General features: G+C 59.0%; 18 protein-coding genes. 8 read left to right on the plus strand and 10 right to left on the minus strand.

Annotated elements, in window-relative coordinates; genetic code table 11:
- Nucleotides 1-99: 99 nt before the first annotated feature.
- The 3 genes from C8N31_RS03580 to prfA all read right to left on the minus strand — a co-directional run bounded on the left by C8N31_RS03580 (nucleotide 100) and on the right by prfA (nucleotide 2773).
- Nucleotides 100-666: a DUF4167 domain-containing protein gene (locus C8N31_RS03580; protein ID WP_025049101.1), complete on the minus strand. Its 567-nt coding sequence runs from the start codon at nucleotides 664-666 to the stop codon at nucleotides 100-102.
- Between the two features lie 212 nt (nucleotides 667-878).
- Nucleotides 879-1721, minus strand: a complete 843-nt coding sequence (gene prmC / locus C8N31_RS03585; protein WP_025049100.1) for a peptide chain release factor N(5)-glutamine methyltransferase — start codon at nucleotides 1719-1721, stop codon at nucleotides 879-881.
- Nucleotides 1718-2773, minus strand: coding sequence for a peptide chain release factor 1 (gene prfA / locus C8N31_RS03590; RefSeq protein WP_025049099.1), 1056 nt, complete (start codon nucleotides 2771-2773; stop codon nucleotides 1718-1720). The genes prmC and prfA overlap by 4 nt, the downstream gene beginning before the upstream one ends.
- Before the next feature lie 62 nt (nucleotides 2774-2835).
- Between prfA and C8N31_RS03595 the strand changes: the two genes are divergently transcribed.
- Complete coding sequence (locus C8N31_RS03595; RefSeq protein WP_081785715.1) at nucleotides 2836-3123, plus strand: hypothetical protein; 288 nt, start codon at nucleotides 2836-2838, stop codon at nucleotides 3121-3123.
- Here the strand turns inward: C8N31_RS03595 and C8N31_RS03600 are convergent.
- The 4 genes from C8N31_RS03600 to C8N31_RS03615 are packed head-to-tail and all read right to left on the minus strand — an operon-like array spanning nucleotide 3064 to nucleotide 6606.
- Nucleotides 3064-3510, minus strand: coding sequence for a DUF1499 domain-containing protein (locus C8N31_RS03600; protein ID WP_025049098.1), 447 nt, complete (start codon nucleotides 3508-3510; stop codon nucleotides 3064-3066). The two genes, C8N31_RS03595 and C8N31_RS03600, sit on opposite strands and share 60 nt — an antisense overlap.
- A gap of 15 nt (nucleotides 3511-3525) precedes the next feature.
- Nucleotides 3526-4473 carry an agmatinase gene (gene speB / locus C8N31_RS03605; protein WP_025049097.1) on the minus strand — a complete coding sequence of 316 codons (948 nt, stop codon included), beginning with the start codon at nucleotides 4471-4473 and terminating at the stop codon, nucleotides 3526-3528.
- Nucleotides 4470-5435 (minus strand): agmatinase, encoded by a 966-nt coding sequence (speB, locus tag C8N31_RS03610; RefSeq protein ID WP_025049096.1) that lies wholly within the window; start codon nucleotides 5433-5435, stop codon nucleotides 4470-4472. The genes speB (C8N31_RS03605) and speB (C8N31_RS03610) overlap by 4 nt, the downstream gene beginning before the upstream one ends.
- Before the next feature lies 1 nt (nucleotide 5436).
- Nucleotides 5437-6606 carry a M20 aminoacylase family protein gene (locus tag C8N31_RS03615; RefSeq protein ID WP_025049095.1) on the minus strand — a complete coding sequence of 390 codons (1170 nt, stop codon included), beginning with the start codon at nucleotides 6604-6606 and terminating at the stop codon, nucleotides 5437-5439.
- 64 nt (nucleotides 6607-6670) lie between these two features.
- Here C8N31_RS03615 and mazG point away from each other — a divergent pair, with 64 nt between their 5' ends.
- The 4 genes from mazG to C8N31_RS03635 are packed head-to-tail and all read left to right on the plus strand — an operon-like array spanning nucleotide 6671 to nucleotide 10362.
- On the plus strand, nucleotides 6671-7498 hold the full coding sequence (mazG, locus tag C8N31_RS03620; protein ID WP_025049094.1) for a nucleoside triphosphate pyrophosphohydrolase: 828 nt from the start codon (nucleotides 6671-6673) through the stop codon (nucleotides 7496-7498).
- A gap of 57 nt (nucleotides 7499-7555) precedes the next feature.
- Entirely contained in the window at nucleotides 7556-8497 is a 942-nt protein-coding gene (locus C8N31_RS03625; protein ID WP_025049093.1) for a nucleoside hydrolase, read from the plus strand.
- On the plus strand, nucleotides 8494-8943 hold the full coding sequence (locus tag C8N31_RS03630; RefSeq protein ID WP_025049092.1) for a GNAT family N-acetyltransferase: 450 nt from the start codon (nucleotides 8494-8496) through the stop codon (nucleotides 8941-8943). Before C8N31_RS03625 ends, C8N31_RS03630 begins: the two co-directional genes overlap by 4 nt.
- A gap of 3 nt (nucleotides 8944-8946) precedes the next feature.
- Entirely contained in the window at nucleotides 8947-10362 is a 1416-nt protein-coding gene (locus C8N31_RS03635) for a protein adenylyltransferase SelO (protein ID WP_025049091.1), read from the plus strand.
- A gap of 21 nt (nucleotides 10363-10383) precedes the next feature.
- Here C8N31_RS03635 and C8N31_RS03640 read toward each other — a convergent pair whose 3' ends face one another.
- Nucleotides 10384-11280: a DMT family transporter gene (locus tag C8N31_RS03640; RefSeq protein WP_025049090.1), complete on the minus strand. Its 897-nt coding sequence runs from the start codon at nucleotides 11278-11280 to the stop codon at nucleotides 10384-10386.
- Nucleotides 11281-11415: 135 nt separating this feature from the next.
- On the opposite strand from C8N31_RS03640, the gene C8N31_RS03645 reads away from it, so the two are divergent.
- Nucleotides 11416-12228, plus strand: coding sequence for a tellurite resistance TerB family protein (locus tag C8N31_RS03645; protein WP_025049089.1), 813 nt, complete (start codon nucleotides 11416-11418; stop codon nucleotides 12226-12228).
- An 84-nt stretch (nucleotides 12229-12312) separates the two neighbouring features.
- Here the strand turns inward: C8N31_RS03645 and C8N31_RS03650 are convergent, their stop codons facing one another.
- Complete coding sequence (locus C8N31_RS03650; protein ID WP_025049088.1) at nucleotides 12313-13638, minus strand: DEAD/DEAH box helicase; 1326 nt, start codon at nucleotides 13636-13638, stop codon at nucleotides 12313-12315.
- Nucleotides 13639-13997: 359 nt separating this feature from the next.
- Here C8N31_RS03650 and C8N31_RS03660 point away from each other — a divergent pair, with 359 nt between their 5' ends.
- Entirely contained in the window at nucleotides 13998-14414 is a 417-nt protein-coding gene (locus C8N31_RS03660) for a Fur family transcriptional regulator (protein WP_025049086.1), read from the plus strand.
- Here C8N31_RS03660 and C8N31_RS03665 read toward each other — a convergent pair.
- Nucleotides 14411-15466, minus strand: a complete 1056-nt coding sequence (locus C8N31_RS03665; protein ID WP_025049085.1) for an AbrB family transcriptional regulator — start codon at nucleotides 15464-15466, stop codon at nucleotides 14411-14413. The genes C8N31_RS03660 and C8N31_RS03665 overlap by 4 nt on opposite strands.
- Nucleotides 15467-15566: 100 nt before the next feature.
- On the opposite strand from C8N31_RS03665, the gene C8N31_RS03670 reads away from it, so the two are divergent.
- Nucleotides 15567-16436, plus strand: coding sequence for a DMT family transporter (locus tag C8N31_RS03670; protein WP_025049084.1), 870 nt, complete (start codon nucleotides 15567-15569; stop codon nucleotides 16434-16436).
- Nucleotides 16437-16484 lie beyond the last annotated feature (48 nt).

The raw sequence follows: 16484 nt of genomic DNA on the forward strand, positions 1-16484 counted from the left end.
TTTGGCGCATCCGAACTGAAGAATAACACCGCCACAACACAAAACCGCCCCGAAGGGCGGTTGCTGTGGTTCTTAATTAAAAATCGAAAAAGTTCCGACCTATTCAGCCGCCTCAGGTTGATCACCGCTGCCGTTGTTTTGCGGCGCATCGCCCTCGGGCTTCGGCTTGGGCTTACGGCGTGGCTGGCGTTTGGGCTTGGGTTTGCTCTCTGGTGTTTCCACCAATCCGCTGTCCTCATCGTTGCCCTTGGCCTCGGCCTTGTCACCGCCGCCCACGTCCGGCTGTGGCGCGTTGGATGGGTCGTTCTGCGGTTGCTGGTTCGCTTCGCGTTCCTGACGCTCGGCCCGCTCGCGATCACGCTCTGCCTGACGCTCACGGTTCTGGCGCTCTTGCTCTTCGCGGCGCTGGTCCATCTCACGCTGCGCTTCGGCCAACATGCGCAGATAATGCTCTGCGTGTTGCTGAAAATTCTCCGCCGCAACGCGGTCATTGCTCAGCTGTGCATCACGGGCCAGCTGATTGTATTTATCAATCACCTGCTGCGGTGTCCCGCGCACTTTGCCTTCTGGGCCAGAGCTGTCAAAGACGCGATTAACAACGTTACCGCCTTGCTGTTGGCGATTGCGATTGTTCTTCGACCGGGACCGGGATCTCGTGGATTTCATGAAAAATTTCAGCCTTGTATGCTGTTCTTCGAAAATAACCGGGTGGCACTTGGCCGCCATTCAGTCCCGGTTGAGCTATTTGTTGGGCTTAACGCCGCGCGGGACCGCCCTAAGGCATCCACCGCTGCAACATCTTTGAATAAGCATTTCAAGTGACCCGCGGCAAGCCAAAAGTGCAGAAAATCCGGATAAATAGGTGATTTTCTGCCCAATTAGGCGGGTGTATCGGCACAAACGACACGCGGGCGCCCGTCCAGATCATGTGCCAAGGTCACCCCGGCCCAACCTGCATCACGGAAAATCGCGCAAACCGCATCGCCCTGTTGCCACCCGATCTCAACCAAAACGCGGCCCGCAGCGGTCAGGTAGCCCTGCGCCTGATCTGCGATGATCCGGTACACGGACAGCCCGTCCAAACCATCGGTCAGTGCCATCGCTGGTTCATGGTCACGCAACTCGGGCGCAACATCGGCCATTTCGGTTGCGGCCAGATAAGGCGGGTTGGACAGGATCAGATCAAAGCGTCCCTCTACCTTGTCAAACCAATCGGACTGGATCACCTCTGCCCGTCCAGCCACCTCGTGCAGCACCGCGTTGGCGCTGGCTTGCAAACAGGCCGCCTCGGACAGATCGGCGCCGACCCCGGTCGCGGTGCGCCGCTCCGCCAGCAATGTCACCAGAATGCAGCCCGATCCCGTGCCAAGATCCAGCACCCGTTCAAACGGGGCAGAGAGCGCCAGTTCGATCAGGGTCTCGGTTTCGGGGCGCGGATCCAACACATCGCGGCTGATCCTGAAATCGCGGCCATAAAACCCGCGACTGCCAATCAATTGTGACACCGGCACCCGCACAGCGCGCAAGGCAATCAACTGTTCAAACCGCTCGGCAATCTCGGGTGCAATCTCTTCGGGGGCGATCAATGTCACCCGCGCCGCATCCACCGAGGCTGCATGTGCCAGCAAAATCCGCGCATCTCGCGCCGGATCGGGCACACCTGCGGCCCTGAGCCGTGCTGCGGCGGCGGCCATCGCCTGTGCCGCCGTGGGTGCGCTCATTGGTTCATCTCGGCCAGTTGCTGCGCTTGTGCATCTGCGGTCAGGGCATCAACAATCTCATCAAGATCGCCCTGCATCACACTGTCCAGCCTGTATAAAGTCAGGTTGATCCGGTGATCCGTCATGCGCCCCTGCGGGAAGTTATAGGTGCGAATCCGCTCTGACCGATCCCCCGATCCCACCTGCGCGGCACGGTCTGCCGACCGTTCGCTATCAACCCGGCTGCGTTCCAGATCATAGAGCCGCGCTTTGAGCACCTGCATGGCTTTGTCGCGGTTACGGTGCTGGGATTTTTCCGATGAGGTCACAACAATTCCGGTCGGCAAATGGGTGATCCGAACGGCGGAATCGGTGGTGTTCACGTGCTGGCCGCCCGCACCGGACGACCGCATCGTATCAATCCGCAGGTCATTGGCGTTGATCTCGATATCAACATCTTCGGCCTCTGGAAGCACCGCAACGGTTGCCGCTGACGTGTGAATACGCCCGCCACTTTCCGTGGTCGGCACACGCTGGACCCGGTGCACACCGCTTTCGAATTTGAGCCGGGCAAAAACGTTTTCGCCCTTGATATGCGCGACCACCTCTTTGACGCCGCCCAGTTCGGTCATCTGCTCTTCGATCAGCTCAAACCCCCAGCCGCGCGCCTCGGCATAACGTTGGTACATGCGCAGCAGATCTGCGGCAAAAAGTGCGGCTTCGTCCCCCCCGGTGCCCGGGCGGATCTCAAGCATCGCCGGTTTGGCATCCGCCGCATCACGGGGCAACAGTGCCAGTTGCAATGCATCCTCCGCCTTGGGCAGCGCGGCCTTGAGCGCGGGCAATTCCTCCTGCGCCAGTTCTGCCATCTCGGGATCTGCCAGCATCGTCTCGGCCTCGGCCAGATCGCTGAGCAATTGCTTGTAGGCGGTGATCTGCTCCACCACGGGGCGCAAATCTGCGTATTCCTTGGCCAGAGCGGCAAAATCCGCCCCGTCAGAACCTGCGGACATGGCCGCTTCCAGATACTGGAAACGTTGGGAAATCTGTTCGAGTCTGTCGATCGGGATCATGGCAAACCTCTGGCGGATGCAGGGGCTTTGGTCAAGGGCCGCGTCGTGCTATAGTGCCCCTCATGAAACGCATTGCCCTGCTCGCAAGTCTGATCGCCCTGCCCGCAACCGCCGATGTGGTCGGCCCCGGTGGCAAGACCATTGATTGTTATTGCACCGACCGTTCCGGCAGCCGGGTCGAGCTGGGCGAAACCATTTGTTTGCAAGTGGATGGCCGCATGTTCATGGCACAGTGCCAGATGTCATTGAACGTACCGATGTGGCGCGAGGTACAGCAAGGTTGCCTGTCCTCAAACCTGCAATTGCCCGAGCCAACCTTTAATCCGCTTGGCGTTTACCCCAAGATCTGACCGGCCAAAGCGCAAACGGCCATAAACCTCAAGATAGCGTTGCCCATCTGACGTTTGGTAGATGCCGATTGTCGTATAGTCCGGAAAGCCGACAACCTTAGAGCGCGACACATAGGTCAGCTGTTTGTCTGCCAATGACCCGGCCAAAAGCGCCGTGCGCGGCTCTGCGCGGATGATCCGGTCCAACGCGGCAAGCGCGGCTGTTCCATCATCCTCAACCGCCCGCCGCCAGATATAGAAACCCTTGCCACGTTTTTCTTCAATGCTTTGAAAAGACGCAGCTTTGTGCCACTTTCCCTGATCCGACGGGGCCAGCCGTATGTAAGCCGCGGCCCCGACAACCAGCAGCAGAACCACCCAAATGAACATCACAATTCCCTTTTTCATATTGTTTGGCTGAGCCTATCGGTAGCTGACACCGGGCAAAACACATAGCATCTCAAACAGGATATTCGCCCCCGTCAGCGCGGTATTGCCAGAGGTGTCATAAGGCGGAGACACCTCAACCAGATCGCCGCCGATGATGTTGACCCCGCGCAGGGCGCGGATCAGTTGCAACGCCTGCGGCGTGGTCAATCCGGCTATCTCAGGCGTGCCCGTACCGGGGGCAAAGGCGGGGTCGAGACTGTCGATATCGTAAGTCACATAGGTAGGCAGATCGCCAATGTCGCGCCGGACCTCAGCGCCCAATGATGACAGATCACGCCCCCAAAGCCCCTCTGCCGGGAACTGCTGAAACCCCCAACCCGCGGCTTCTGAGAAATCCTCTGCAGAATAGCCCGAGCCCCGAATGCCAATCTGATAGGTTTTTGAGGGATTTATCAGCCCTTCTTCATATGCGCGGCGGAACACCGTCCCGTGTGTCTCACGCTCACCAAACATCTCATCGTTTACATCGGCATGAGCGTCCACATGGACCAAGGCCACTGGCCCGTGTTTGCGCGCCATCGCCCGCAAGATTGGCAGGGTGATCGAATGATCACCGCCCATGGCAAGCGGCTTCACGTTATGCTTGAGAATTGCATCGTAACTCTCTGCAATAATGCGCAAACTGTCGCTCAGGGAAAAGGTATTGATCGCCAGATCACCAATATCTGCAACTTGCAACGCATCAAACGGCGCGGCCCCAGTGCCAAGGTTATAGGGCCGCAACATCGCTGATTCCGCACGGATCTGTTTAGGACCAAAGCGGGTACCGGAACGCCAGCTGGTGCCAATATCCATAGGAACGCCCAAAACAGCAACATCCAGCCCCGCCAGATCATTCACCGAAGGGAGCCGCATAAAGGTGTTCGGCCCAGAGAACCGCGCCAGATCATTGCCGCCGATGGGTTGGTTTTTCTCGCTCATGCGGTCCTCATCCGGTGGCCCAGCAAACATAAGATTTCAGTGGCCACATGAGCCCCGGCAATCGCGGTTGCGCCTGTGGTGTCAAAGGGCGGAGATACCTCAACAATATCGCCTCCCATGATGTTGATCCCTGCCAGATCGCGCAGCATGATCGCCACCTGCGCCGAGGTCAGACCGCCCCACACCGGCGTGCCGGTGCCGGGGGCAAAGGCCGGATCAAGCGCATCAATGTCAAAGGTCAAATAGCATGGCCGATCCCCCAGAACCGCCTTGATCTTGGCAACGGCGGCAGCAGGCCCCAGCTCATGCACCTCACGGGCGTCAATGGTTGTGACCCCCAAAGTGTCTGGATTGGTCGTGCGAATGCCCACCTGAACGGAAGTTTTTGGATCGACGATGCCCGACTTCACCGCTTTGTAAAACATCGTCCCATGATCAATCCGGTCCATGTCGTCATCCGGCCATGTATCCGAGTGAGCATCAAACTGTAACAGGCTGATTGGCCCATACTTTTCGGCATAGGCCTTGAGGATCGGAAAGCTGATGTAATGATCGCCGCCCAGCACAACGCTGGCCGCGCCGGCATCCAGAATACCCTTGATATGCGCGGTCAAAGCGGCGGGGAACTGACTGACATGGCCATAATCAAAGGCCAGATCACCATAGTCCGCGATGGCAAATTCGCTCAGCACATCAAAGTCCCAGCCATAGGGCGGATCATAGGGTTGCAAGCTGGACGCCTCGCGGATCGCACGCGGGCCAAGGCGGGTGCCGGTACGGTTGGTCACCGCCTGATCAAACGGCACGCCCGTCACAGCGATATCAACGCCGGTCAGATCCTTGGTGTAGCGCCGCCGCAGAAATGACGTCGCGCCGCCAAAGGCATTCTCGAAACTTGGCCCCTTTAGATCATCACGGGTAAACGCCTGATCAACCTGGGTTTTTGCATCCTCCAGCGCCATGTTATTTCCCCGCAACAGGCTGTGCCCGCTCCACCAGACGCGCAAAGAAGGACGCGCCGATGGGGGCGATATCATCGTTGAAATTGTACTTGGGATGATGCACGCCTGCGCCCTCACCCTGCCCGAGCATCAGATAGGCACCGGGCCGTGCCTCAAGCATATAGGAAAAATCCTCGGCGCCCATCACAGGCGGAAAATCCGCCTCAACCCCTGCCTCACCCGCGACTTCGCCTGCCACATCCACGGCAAACCCTGCCTTGCCCGGATCATTGACCGTGGGCGGATAGCCAAATTCAAAATCCAGCTCCGCTTTGAGGTCAAAACTGGCCGCGTGACCGTCCACAATCGCCTGCATCCGGCGCACGACCATGGCCTGCACATCCTTGTCAAAGGTGCGTACAGTGCCGTTGATATAGACCTCTTCGGGGATCACATTGTCGGTGGTGCCAGTGTGAATTTGTGTTGTCGAAACAACCAATTGCTGACGTGGATCAACGTTGCGGCTGACGATGGTTTGCAAGCTTTGCACGATCGCGCAGGCCGCCACAACCGGATCAACGCAATCATGCGGGCGGGCGCCATGGCCCCCCTTGCCGGTGAGGTTGATCGTAAAGGTATCCGCCGCCGCCATGATCGGCCCCGGCGTGGTGTGAAAGCGGCCAAACTCAAGCCCCGGCGCATTGTGGAGCGCATAAACCTGCTGGACGTTGAAACGATCCATGACGCCCTCTTGCACCATAATCTCACCGCCGCCGCCAAACTCTTCGGCAGGCTGGAACATCAACGCCACACGCCCTGCAAAATTGCGGGTTTCCGCCAGATATTTCGCCGCCCCAAGCAGCATCGCCGTATGGCCATCATGTCCGCAGGCATGCATTTTCCCCTCATGGGTACTGGCATAAGGCACACCGGTTTCTTCGGTGATCGGCAGCGCATCCATATCCGCGCGCAGGCCCATGGTTGGCCCATCGCCTTGCCCGTTGATGATGGCCACGATGCCGGTTTTGGCGATTCCCTCGTGAATTTCATCGACCCCAAACTCGCGCAAACGCTCCGCCACAAAGGCAGCAGTCTGATGGCATTCCAACCCCAATTCAGGGATCGTGTGCAGATGTTGACGCCACTTGGCCATGTCAGCACTGAAATCGGCGATGCGGTTGACGACAGGCATGGGGTGGACTCCTTGGTTCAGAATTGATCAGGCTGCATCTGACACCACCAAGGACAAAGCTGCAATGCCCGACACCCTGATTAACGACCAATCCGCAGGTATCGAACGCCTGCTAGAGATCATGCGCCGCCTGCGTGACCCCGACACCGGATGTCCTTGGGACATCGAGCAGGATTTTGACAGCATCGCCCCCTACACCATTGAAGAGGCTTACGAAGTTGCCGATGCGATCCAGCGCCAAGATTGGCCGGAACTCGAAGGTGAACTGGGCGATTTGCTGTTGCAGACGGTCTATCACACCGCAATGGGCGAAGAGGCCGGGCATTTTAGCTTTCAATCCGTGGTGCAGAACATCAGCGATAAAATGGTGGCGCGGCACCCGCATGTCTTCGGCGATGAATCGCGCGACAAATCCGCCGAACAGCAGACCGCCGATTGGGAAGCGATCAAAGCGCAGGAACGTGCGGGAAAAGCACTGAAAGGCGCTTTGGACGGGGTCGCGATTGGCCTGCCCGGTATGACACGGGCCGTCAAACTGCAAAAACGGATGGCGCGTGTCGGCTTTGATTGGGACAATACGTCAGATGTTCTAAGCAAAATCGCCGAGGAAGCGGGTGAATTGGTTGAGGCCCGTGACAACATGGATCAGGCAGAGGTTGAGGCGGAATTTGGCGATCTTTTGTTTGTTATGGCCAATCTCGCCCGGCATTTGGGCGTCGATCCCGAGGTTGCTGTGCGCCTGACCAACACCAAGGTCGAGCGCCGATTTAGCCAGATCGAAACAAGGCTGGCCGCCATTGGCAAAACGCCCGCACAAAGCAACCTGGATGAGATGGACGCATTGTGGGATGAGATTAAGGCGGATGAGCGTGCCGCCGCCAACAAGGAGTGAACGGACCTTTTGTTCGCTAACCTCATGCCCTATTCCAGTGGAAAAAAGGAACACACTATGCCCGCCCGTAAGATCATCATCGACACAGACCCCGGACAGGATGACGCTGTCGCGATCCTTCTGGCTCTGGCCAGCCCCGAAGATATGGAGGTGCTGGGTATCACCTGTGTGGCAGGCAACGTGCCGCTTGATCTGACCTCGAAAAACGCGCGGATCATCTGCGAATTGGCAGGGCGCAGCGATGTCAAAGTCTTTGCCGGTTGTGACCGCCCCCTTGGCCGCGATCTGGTCACGGCAGAACATGTGCATGGCAAAACCGGCCTCGATGGCCCCGCTCTTCCCGATCCGGTCATGCCTTTGCAAGACGGTCACGCGGTGGATTTCATCATTGATCAGTTGCGGGAATATGCCCCTGGTACGATCACTTTGTGCCCGCTTGGCCCGCTCACCAACATTGCCACAGCCCTGCAAAAGGCCCCCGATATCGCCAATCGCATCGCCAAGATCGTGCTGATGGGCGGCGGCTATTTCGAGGGGGGAAACATCACACCCGCGGCGGAATTCAACATTTACGTCGATCCGCAAGCGGCTGATATCGTGTTCAAATGTGGCGCTCCTATTGTGGTGATGCCGCTCGATGTCACCCATAAGGCATTGGTCACAAAACCGCGCAACGATGCCTTTCGCAATATCGGCACGCCTGTAGGCAATGCCGTGGCAGAAATGACCGATTTCTTTGAACGCTTCGACAAGGAAAAATACGGATCAGCCGGGGCGCCGCTGCATGATCCTTGTGTCACCGCCTATCTCATCAACCCCGATCTGTTCACAGGCCGTCACATCAACGTCGAGATCGAGACCCAGTCGGAATTGACCATGGGCATGACCGTTGCCGACTGGTGGCGCGTGACGGATCGTCCGGCCAACGCGACCTTCATGGGCGATATCGATGCGGATGGTTTCTTTGCGCTTCTGACCGACAGATTGGCCCGGTTGTGAGCGCCGCGCTCACCCTTGCCAAGCCGGAACATCTGGACAAGATCACCACGCTTGCTGCCGCGTTTCATGCCGAGGAAGGCATCGAAATGTCGGATGAGGCCCGCCGCGCGGGTCTGGCCCCGTTGCTGGATGGTATTCCGCACGGCGCGGCCTATCTGATCGGGCCGCCACGCGCGCCAATTGGCTATATCGTCGTTTGTTTCGGCTGGTCCGTGGAGTTTGGCGGTCTGGACGCCATCATTGACGAATTGTTCATCCGCCCAGGTGTGCGTGGACGCGGGATTGCCACTGAAACCTTGATGTCCCTGCCTCGCGCCTTGGCTGGCGCTGGTTTGCGGGCCATTCACCTTGAGGTCGACAGCGGCAATGAGGCCGCGGTGAAACTTTACAAACGGGCGGGATTTGTCACCCGCGACCGCTATATGTTCATGTCAAAGACACTGTGAAGGATCGCCATGACCATCGCCTTTGACAACTCCTATGCCCAACTGCCAGACGCCTTTTTCACCCGGCTGGCACCCACTGCGGTAAAATCGCCTAAGCTACTTGCCTTTAATGACAATTTGGCGAAGGTGATGGGCATAGATGCAGGCGAATTGCCCGATTTGGCTGCCGTTTTTGGCGGCAATCAAACGCCATCGGGCGCAGTCCCCCTGGCGCAACTCTACGCCGGGCATCAGTTTGGCAACTTCAATCCGCAATTGGGCGACGGGCGTGCGATCCTGCTGGGCGAAGTCGTCGGCACCGACGGCATCCGCCGCGATATTCAGCTGAAAGGCTCCGGCCAGACCCCCTATTCCCGTATGGGCGATGGCCGCGCCTGGCTGGGCCCGGTGCTGCGCGAATATGTGGTGAGCGAGGCCATGCATGCGCTCGGCATACCTACCACGCGGGCGCTCGCCGCCGTGTCCACCGGCGAAGACATTTGGCGCGAACAAGGCGCCCTGCCCGGCGCGGTCCTGACACGAGTTGCGCAAAGCCATCTGCGGGTCGGCACCTTTCAGGTTTTTGCCCATCGCGGCGAGGTCGATCATCTGCGCATTCTCACCGACTACGCGATCAAGAGACATTACCCAGATGCCACAGGCCCGATGGATCTGCTGCGCAAGGTTTGCGCCGCACAGGCCGCGCTGATCCCGGCATGGATGTCCGTGGGGTTCATTCACGGGGTGATGAACACCGACAATTGCACCATCAGCGGAGAGACGATCGATTACGGGCCCTGCGCCTTTATGGACGGGTTTCATCAAAACCGTGTGTTCAGCTCCATTGATCAACAGGGGCGTTATGCCTTTGGCAATCAGCCCAACATCGCGGTCTGGAACATGGCACAGCTGGCCACCAGCCTGATCCAATTGTTTAAGGACAAAGACGGCGCCGTCGAAGAGGCGACCGAGATCGTGCATGCCATGCCTGCCCAGATCGAGGCCAATTGGCTTGACCGCTTTGCCGCCAAGATCGGCATCTCCAAGCCACGCACTGAGGACAGCGATCTGATTGATCGGCTATTGGGGCTGATGCAAAACGATGGCGCAGATTTTGCAAACACCTTTAATTCACTTTGCAAACCAAATGCGCGCGATCAATTTGCAAACCGCGAAGCCTTTGATTCTTGGGCGGAAAATTGGCACAACCGGATCAAGGTTGAGCCGGACCCGCAGTCCAGAATGCAAACTGCAAACCCGCAAATTATTCCGCGCAATCACCGGGTCGAACAGATGATCGAAGCCGCAGTTGCAGGTGATATGGCCCCGTTCCATCGCTTGATGGCTGCGCTGGCCACGCCCTTTGAAAACACCGATCCGGACCTGCAGCGCCCACCAAGCCAAGAAGAGATCGTACCAGCCACTTTCTGCGGCACCTGATCTTCATTTGGCTAAAAAAACTCAAGTGCTAGGGCGGCGTCCGGGCTTGCGGTTGATCAGGTAAATCCCCGCTGCGACCAATGCCAATGCGGCCCAGATCGACAGCGCCACCTCTTCGGACAGGATCAACCAACCGCAGAGCACCGAAAACACCGGCGACAGGAAACTGAACGAAGCGACAGAAGATGCCGGATAGATCGTCATCAGCCAGAACCAGATCAAATAGCCGAAACTGGCCACCGCGAGGATCTGGAACAACAGCCCCGCAACATGGATCGGCTCCACGTCGCGCATCAGCGGACCAAAAAGCGGCGCAATCAACAGCAGGATCGGCGCGGAAACTGCCACTTGGCAGATCAACTGTTGCGCGGGCGGCACCTCGCTGAGCGGGGTGAGCCGCACACAAAGCACGATCCCGGCCCAACACAGCGCCGCCAGCAGTGACAAAAGGTCCCCCGTCCAACTGGCCGCGCCGCTGTTCCGGTCCAGCAGTGCCAAAGCCACCCCAGCCATCGCCAGCGCCAGACCGACCCCGCGCCCTGCGGTAAGCTGTTCTCCGGGCAGCAGAAAATGTGCCATCAGCGCCAGCCAGACCGGCATCGAATAAAAGATCACTGAAACCCGGCTGACCGTGGACAGGTCAAGCGCGGTGAAAGCACTGGTGAATTCCAGCGCAAAAAGCAGCCCCGACAGAAGACCGCCAACCCAGGCGCGGCGCGGCAGGGCAATGCGCAGACCGCGCAGATACATCCAGACCAGCAGCACCAGCACTGCCCCCGCCGACCGCAGGCCTGCGGAAAAAACCGGGCTGAACCCGCCCGACGTCACCTTGATCACCACCTGGTTAAAACCAAGATGAAAGGCAAAAACTGTCAGCGCCACAGCGCCGATGAGATCTATTTGTGATTTGCGGTCCATCGGGCCAGAAACGGGCAGCAGCGCGGTGAAGTCAATGTGCAAAAGCCAGCCGATGCCGCAACTTGGCGGAATTTCCCCTCGCATCAGGCGTCAGATGTGCCACAGTCCGTGCAAACCAAAACGGGAGATCTGCACATGAGTTTGATGAAAACACTGGCCAAAGTGGCCGTTGGCGTGGCCTTGGCCAAGGGCGCAAGTTCGATGATGAAAAAGGGCGGCAGCAGCCAAAGCGCGGGCGGCGGCCTAGGTGGCTTGCTGGGCGGTCTGGCGGGCGGCGGCAGCGCGCCCGGCGGCGGATTGAACGATATGCTGGGCGGGTTGTTGGGCGGTGCAGGCGGCACCAGCCGCGCAGGCAGCGCAGGCGGTTTGGGCGGCCTATTGGAACAACTGGGCGGCTCTGGCGGCAGCGGGGGCGCAGGTGGGCTGGGCGGTTTGCTTGGCGGGTTGGCAGGTGCTGGCGGTGCGGGCGGCCTGTTGGCCGGGATGACCAAGGCGATGGATCAACGTCCCGCAAGCAATACATCCAGTTTTGGCGCGGTCCTGAATTCTCAATTCGACGCCACGCCAGAGCCGGAGATTGAACCATCACAGGAACAGGAGGCCACCGCCGCCCTGATGCTGGCCGCGATGATCCAGGCGGCCAAATCCGATGGCACCTTTGATGAGGCGGAAAAGGACAAACTGCTGGGCCAGTTGGGTGATGTGGATGCCCAAGAGGCCGCATTTGTGCAGCAGCAGCTGCAAGCGCCCGTGGATATCAACGGTTTGGTGGCACAAACACCGCAGGGCATGGGGCCGCAGGTCTATGCGATGTCGGTGCTGGGCATTGATCTGGACACTCAGGATGAGGCCCAATATTTGCACCAGCTGGCGCAGGGTCTTGGCATGAAACCGGCGCAAGTCAATGACATTCACGATCAGATGGGTGTGCCGTCGCTATATACCTGACATCGAGGGTATGTTTGACAAAGAAAAACCTGCGCAACGGGCTTGCGTCGCGCAGGAGTATTTTTGGCCAAAAAGGGCGCGGGGTCAGGCGGCTTTCTGACCGCCCGGTTTGCCGCCACCGCCGCCGCGCCGGCGTCTGCGGCCTGCGCCGGGTTTGCCGGGTGCGCCTCCGCCACCGCCGCCGCCTTGCGGACGATTTCCGCCACCTCCGCCACCGCCACCTGGGCGACCACCGCGACCGCGGCCCCTGCCCTTGGGTTTGTCGGGGGCATCAACGGCCTCCCACGGGCGGCCCGAGGCCACGGGAATGCTGATGCCCATGGTTTTCTGGATCGCTTTCAATTCGCCCATTTCATCCGGTGCGCAGAAGGCCACGGCGGCGCCGTCTTTGCCCGCACGTGCGGTCCGGCCAATGCGGTGGACATAGTTGTCAGGCACGTTTGGCAAATCGTAGTTGTAGACATGTTTGACGTCCGGAATGTCCAAGCCTCGTGCCGCAACATCTGTTGCCACCAAAATCGTCACATCACCAGATTTGAAACCCGCAATGGCGCGGTCCCGCTGACCTTGGGATTTGTTACCGTGGATCGAGGCCGCGTCAAATCCGGCTTTGACCAGCGTTTTCATCAACTTTTCAGACCCGTGTTTGGTGCGGCCAAAGACCAGCGCCCGTTCACCGCGATGTTTGGCCAAAAGTTCAATCAGCAGATTGGTCTTTTCGGCCTTGGCGATGAAATGCACCTCTTGGGTGACTTTGTCCGCCGCCTTGCCCGGAGGGGACACTTCGATACGGATCGGGCTGCGCAGGTAGCTGTTCGCGATCTCGTTCATCAGTTTCGGCATGGTGGCCGAGAACAACATAGTCTGGCGTTCCTTGGGGATCACCGACGAGATTTTGCGCAGATCGTGGATAAAGCCCATGTCGAGCATCTGATCAGCCTCATCCAGCACCAGAAACGTGGTTTCCTCAAGGCGCACTGCGCGGCGGTCCATCAGATCCAGCAGGCGGCCCGGTGTGGCCACCAGCAGATCCACCCCCTTTGCAAGACGGCTGATCTGCGGATTGATCGACTGACCGCCCACAACCATCTGGACCTTCAACGGGGTGCGTTCGCAAAACCCTTTGAGGTTCTGCATGATCTGTTGGGCCAGTTCCCGCGTCGGGGCAAGCACCAGACCGCGAACGGATTTGGGGCTGGGCCGCTGGGCCATCTCAAGCATCTGCGCCACCAACGGCACACCAAAGGCCGCGGTTTTGCCGGTGCCGGTTTGCGCCAGACCCATCACATCGCGCCCGTTCAGCGCATGTGGGATGGCTTGTTTCTGGATCGGGGTCGGGTCTTTGAGACCCATTTCATTCAGACGCTCCACCAGTTTTGGTGGCAGGTCCATCATGTCAAAATCGCTCATCTTACGTCTTTCCAACGCCTTGAGGCAGTGCCCCGGCGCTTTTTCTTATTGCATCACGCCCATCAAGGCGCAGGCAGGGTCACGCAAAACAGATCGCAGGCGCGGGCCATATGCCAACACCTGTCTGATGCGTTTGGCCCCACGCGTGATTTTGGGAACAAGGGGCGAAGCTTACAAGCCGGACTGTTGGGGCGTATCCCCGGCACCGGAACTGCTCACGCGGCAGAAGCATCGCTTGAGCGGTCAAATGGGGGTTTGCGGCGCGAAAGTCAACCGCTGCGGCCAAAAGCCTGTAGCACTGCGGCGCGAAGACCGCTAAGACGGGGTCTCTTTGACGATCTGGCGACCGGGGGCGGCCCATGAGCACATCCATCATCACCCGCTGCGAAAGCATGGGTTTGCGTATGACCGGCCAGCGCCGCATCATTGCGCAGGTCATCGAAGACAGCCGCGACCACCCGGATGTCGAGGAATTGTTCACACGGGCCTCTGCCCTTGATGGAGCGATCTCCATTGCCACGGTGTATCGCACGGTCAAGCTGTTTGAAGAGGCCGGTATTCTGGACAAGTTGGAATTTGGTGACGGGCGCGCGCGGTATGAAGATGCAGAGCGGGATCACCATGACCATCTGATTGATCTCAACTCCGGTAAAGTCATCGAATTTGTCGATGCCGAGATTGAGCAATTGCAGGAACGCATCGCCAAAAAGCTTGGATATGAGCTGCGCGGTCACCGGATGGAGCTTTATGGTGTGCCGATCAAAAAAGGCGACTAAGGCGCGCCTTCTTTGCGTCTGTGCCGCGCCAACATCGCGGGCAAGACAAAACTGAGCACAACAAGCCGCATGATATGGCAGGCCGCCACAAAGCCGGGGATCACGCCCATCACCGCGCCCATCGCGATCATGGTCTCAAAGCCACCAGGCGCAAAGGCCACCAGCACATGCGCCAAGGGCATTCCCAGCGCCAGACCAACCGGCACAGCGCCAAGCGCGGCCAGCCCGACCGCCACGCCGGTGATTGCCAGTCCGGCTGTCAGTCCGCTGGCCAGCCGGGCCAGTGTCACCCCTGAAAACCGTGTCCCGATCAACCCGCCAAGAACCAGATAGGCCGGCAGGATCAACCATGCCGGCAAGACACCGGGGGTCAGTTCCGTCACATGCCCAATCGCGCTGACTGCCATTCCGCCCAAGAGGAGCGGCGCAGGCACGTTCAAACGCATGAAAATATAGCCAACCCCAACGGACAGTGCCGCCAGAATGCCAATCACAGGCAGGCTCATCTGATCGCCTTGCGGCGCGACATTGCCGGACACTTCGATCCCCATGGCCAAGGCAATGAACGGCACAACAATCGTCAGCGACAAAAGCCGCACCGATTGTGTGATCGAGATCCGCGCCACATCAGAGCCGCCTTCGGTCGCAATGGCCATAACAAAGCTCAGATGCCCCGGCGCAGAGGCGAGGATGGCTGATCTTGGATCGAATCCAAACCCGCGCACCAGCATGATCCGGCATAGGATCAGGATCGCCCAGATGATCAACGCCATAAAGACAAACGCCAATGGCCAACGCAGCATCGCCGCCAAGGCATCGGCATCAAATCCCGCGCCAACGGCGATCCCCAACAGCAGAAAACACACATCTCTCAACCGCGTGTCAACACCCGTGGATAGGCCTGCCAAACCTGCCAAGGTCACCGCAATCGCGGGGCCAAGCAGCATATAAACCGGTGCATTGATCGCCCATCCGAGGGCCGCGCCCATGATCGCTATGGCAAGTGTGACTGCGGTGGTTTGCGGGGAGATCCGGGAAATGTCTTTTTGCATACCTCCTGCTATCATTGGTTGCAGGCAGCTTCTAGCCGCACTTGCCCTTGGACGCCAAAACCGTCATGGCGGAGAAAAGACATTTGGCTAGGATCTGAACATGGACAACTTTCGCGGCGCCGTCCTGATGGTATTGGCGATGCTGGGCTTTGCCCTTGAGGACATGTTCATCAAGCTGCTGGCCGACGCTTTGCCCATCGGTCAGATCCTCTTAATGTTGGGCATTGGCGGATCGGCGGTCTTTGGCGCGGTGGTTCTGGCACAGGGCCGATCCCTGTTCACCCGCGAAATGATGTCTTGGCCCATTCTGGCCCGCGCCATGGGCGAATTGATTGGCGCGTTGACCTTTGTCTCGGCCATTGTGCTCACCCCGATCTCCAGCGCCTCGGCGATTTTGCAGGCCACGCCGCTTGTGGTGACTTTGGGCGCGGCGCTGTTCTTGGGTGAACCGGTGGGCTGGCGCCGCTGGAGCGCGATCTTTGTCGGGCTGTTTGGTGTGCTTTTGATCATCCGGCCCGGCATGGACAGCTTTGAAATGTTGTCCATTCTGGCGCTAATCGCGGTCTTTGCGCTGGCGCTGCGGGATCTGTCCACCCGCAAGATCCCGCCAAGCGTGTCGTCGATGCAGCTCAGCTTTGTCGGCTTTGTCTCGGTGCTGCCTGCGGGAGTGATCTTGTTGCTGTTCACTGGCGAAAGCCTTGTCGCGCCGACCTCTGGTGGCTGGATCAAGGTTGTCTCGGCCATCACCATTGGCCTTTTTGCCTATTACGCCATCGTCGCCGCTACGCGGGTCGGCGACATCGGATTTGTCACGCCCTTCCGTTATACGCGGCTGATTTTTGCGCTGATTGCTGGTGTCGTCATATTCGACGAATCCCCCGATACGCTGACCTTGCTTGGCGCTGCGATCATCGTGGCATCAGGCATTTACACCGTCTGGCGCGAGCGCAAAATCAGGCCGCTACAGTAAGCCGCCTTTCCAACCCGGCCCTGCCCCGTTAAAACGCACTCGACTTGA

It is taken from the genome of Sulfitobacter mediterraneus (assembly GCF_003054325.1).
GTDB lineage: Bacteria > Pseudomonadota > Alphaproteobacteria > Rhodobacterales > Rhodobacteraceae > Sulfitobacter > Sulfitobacter mediterraneus.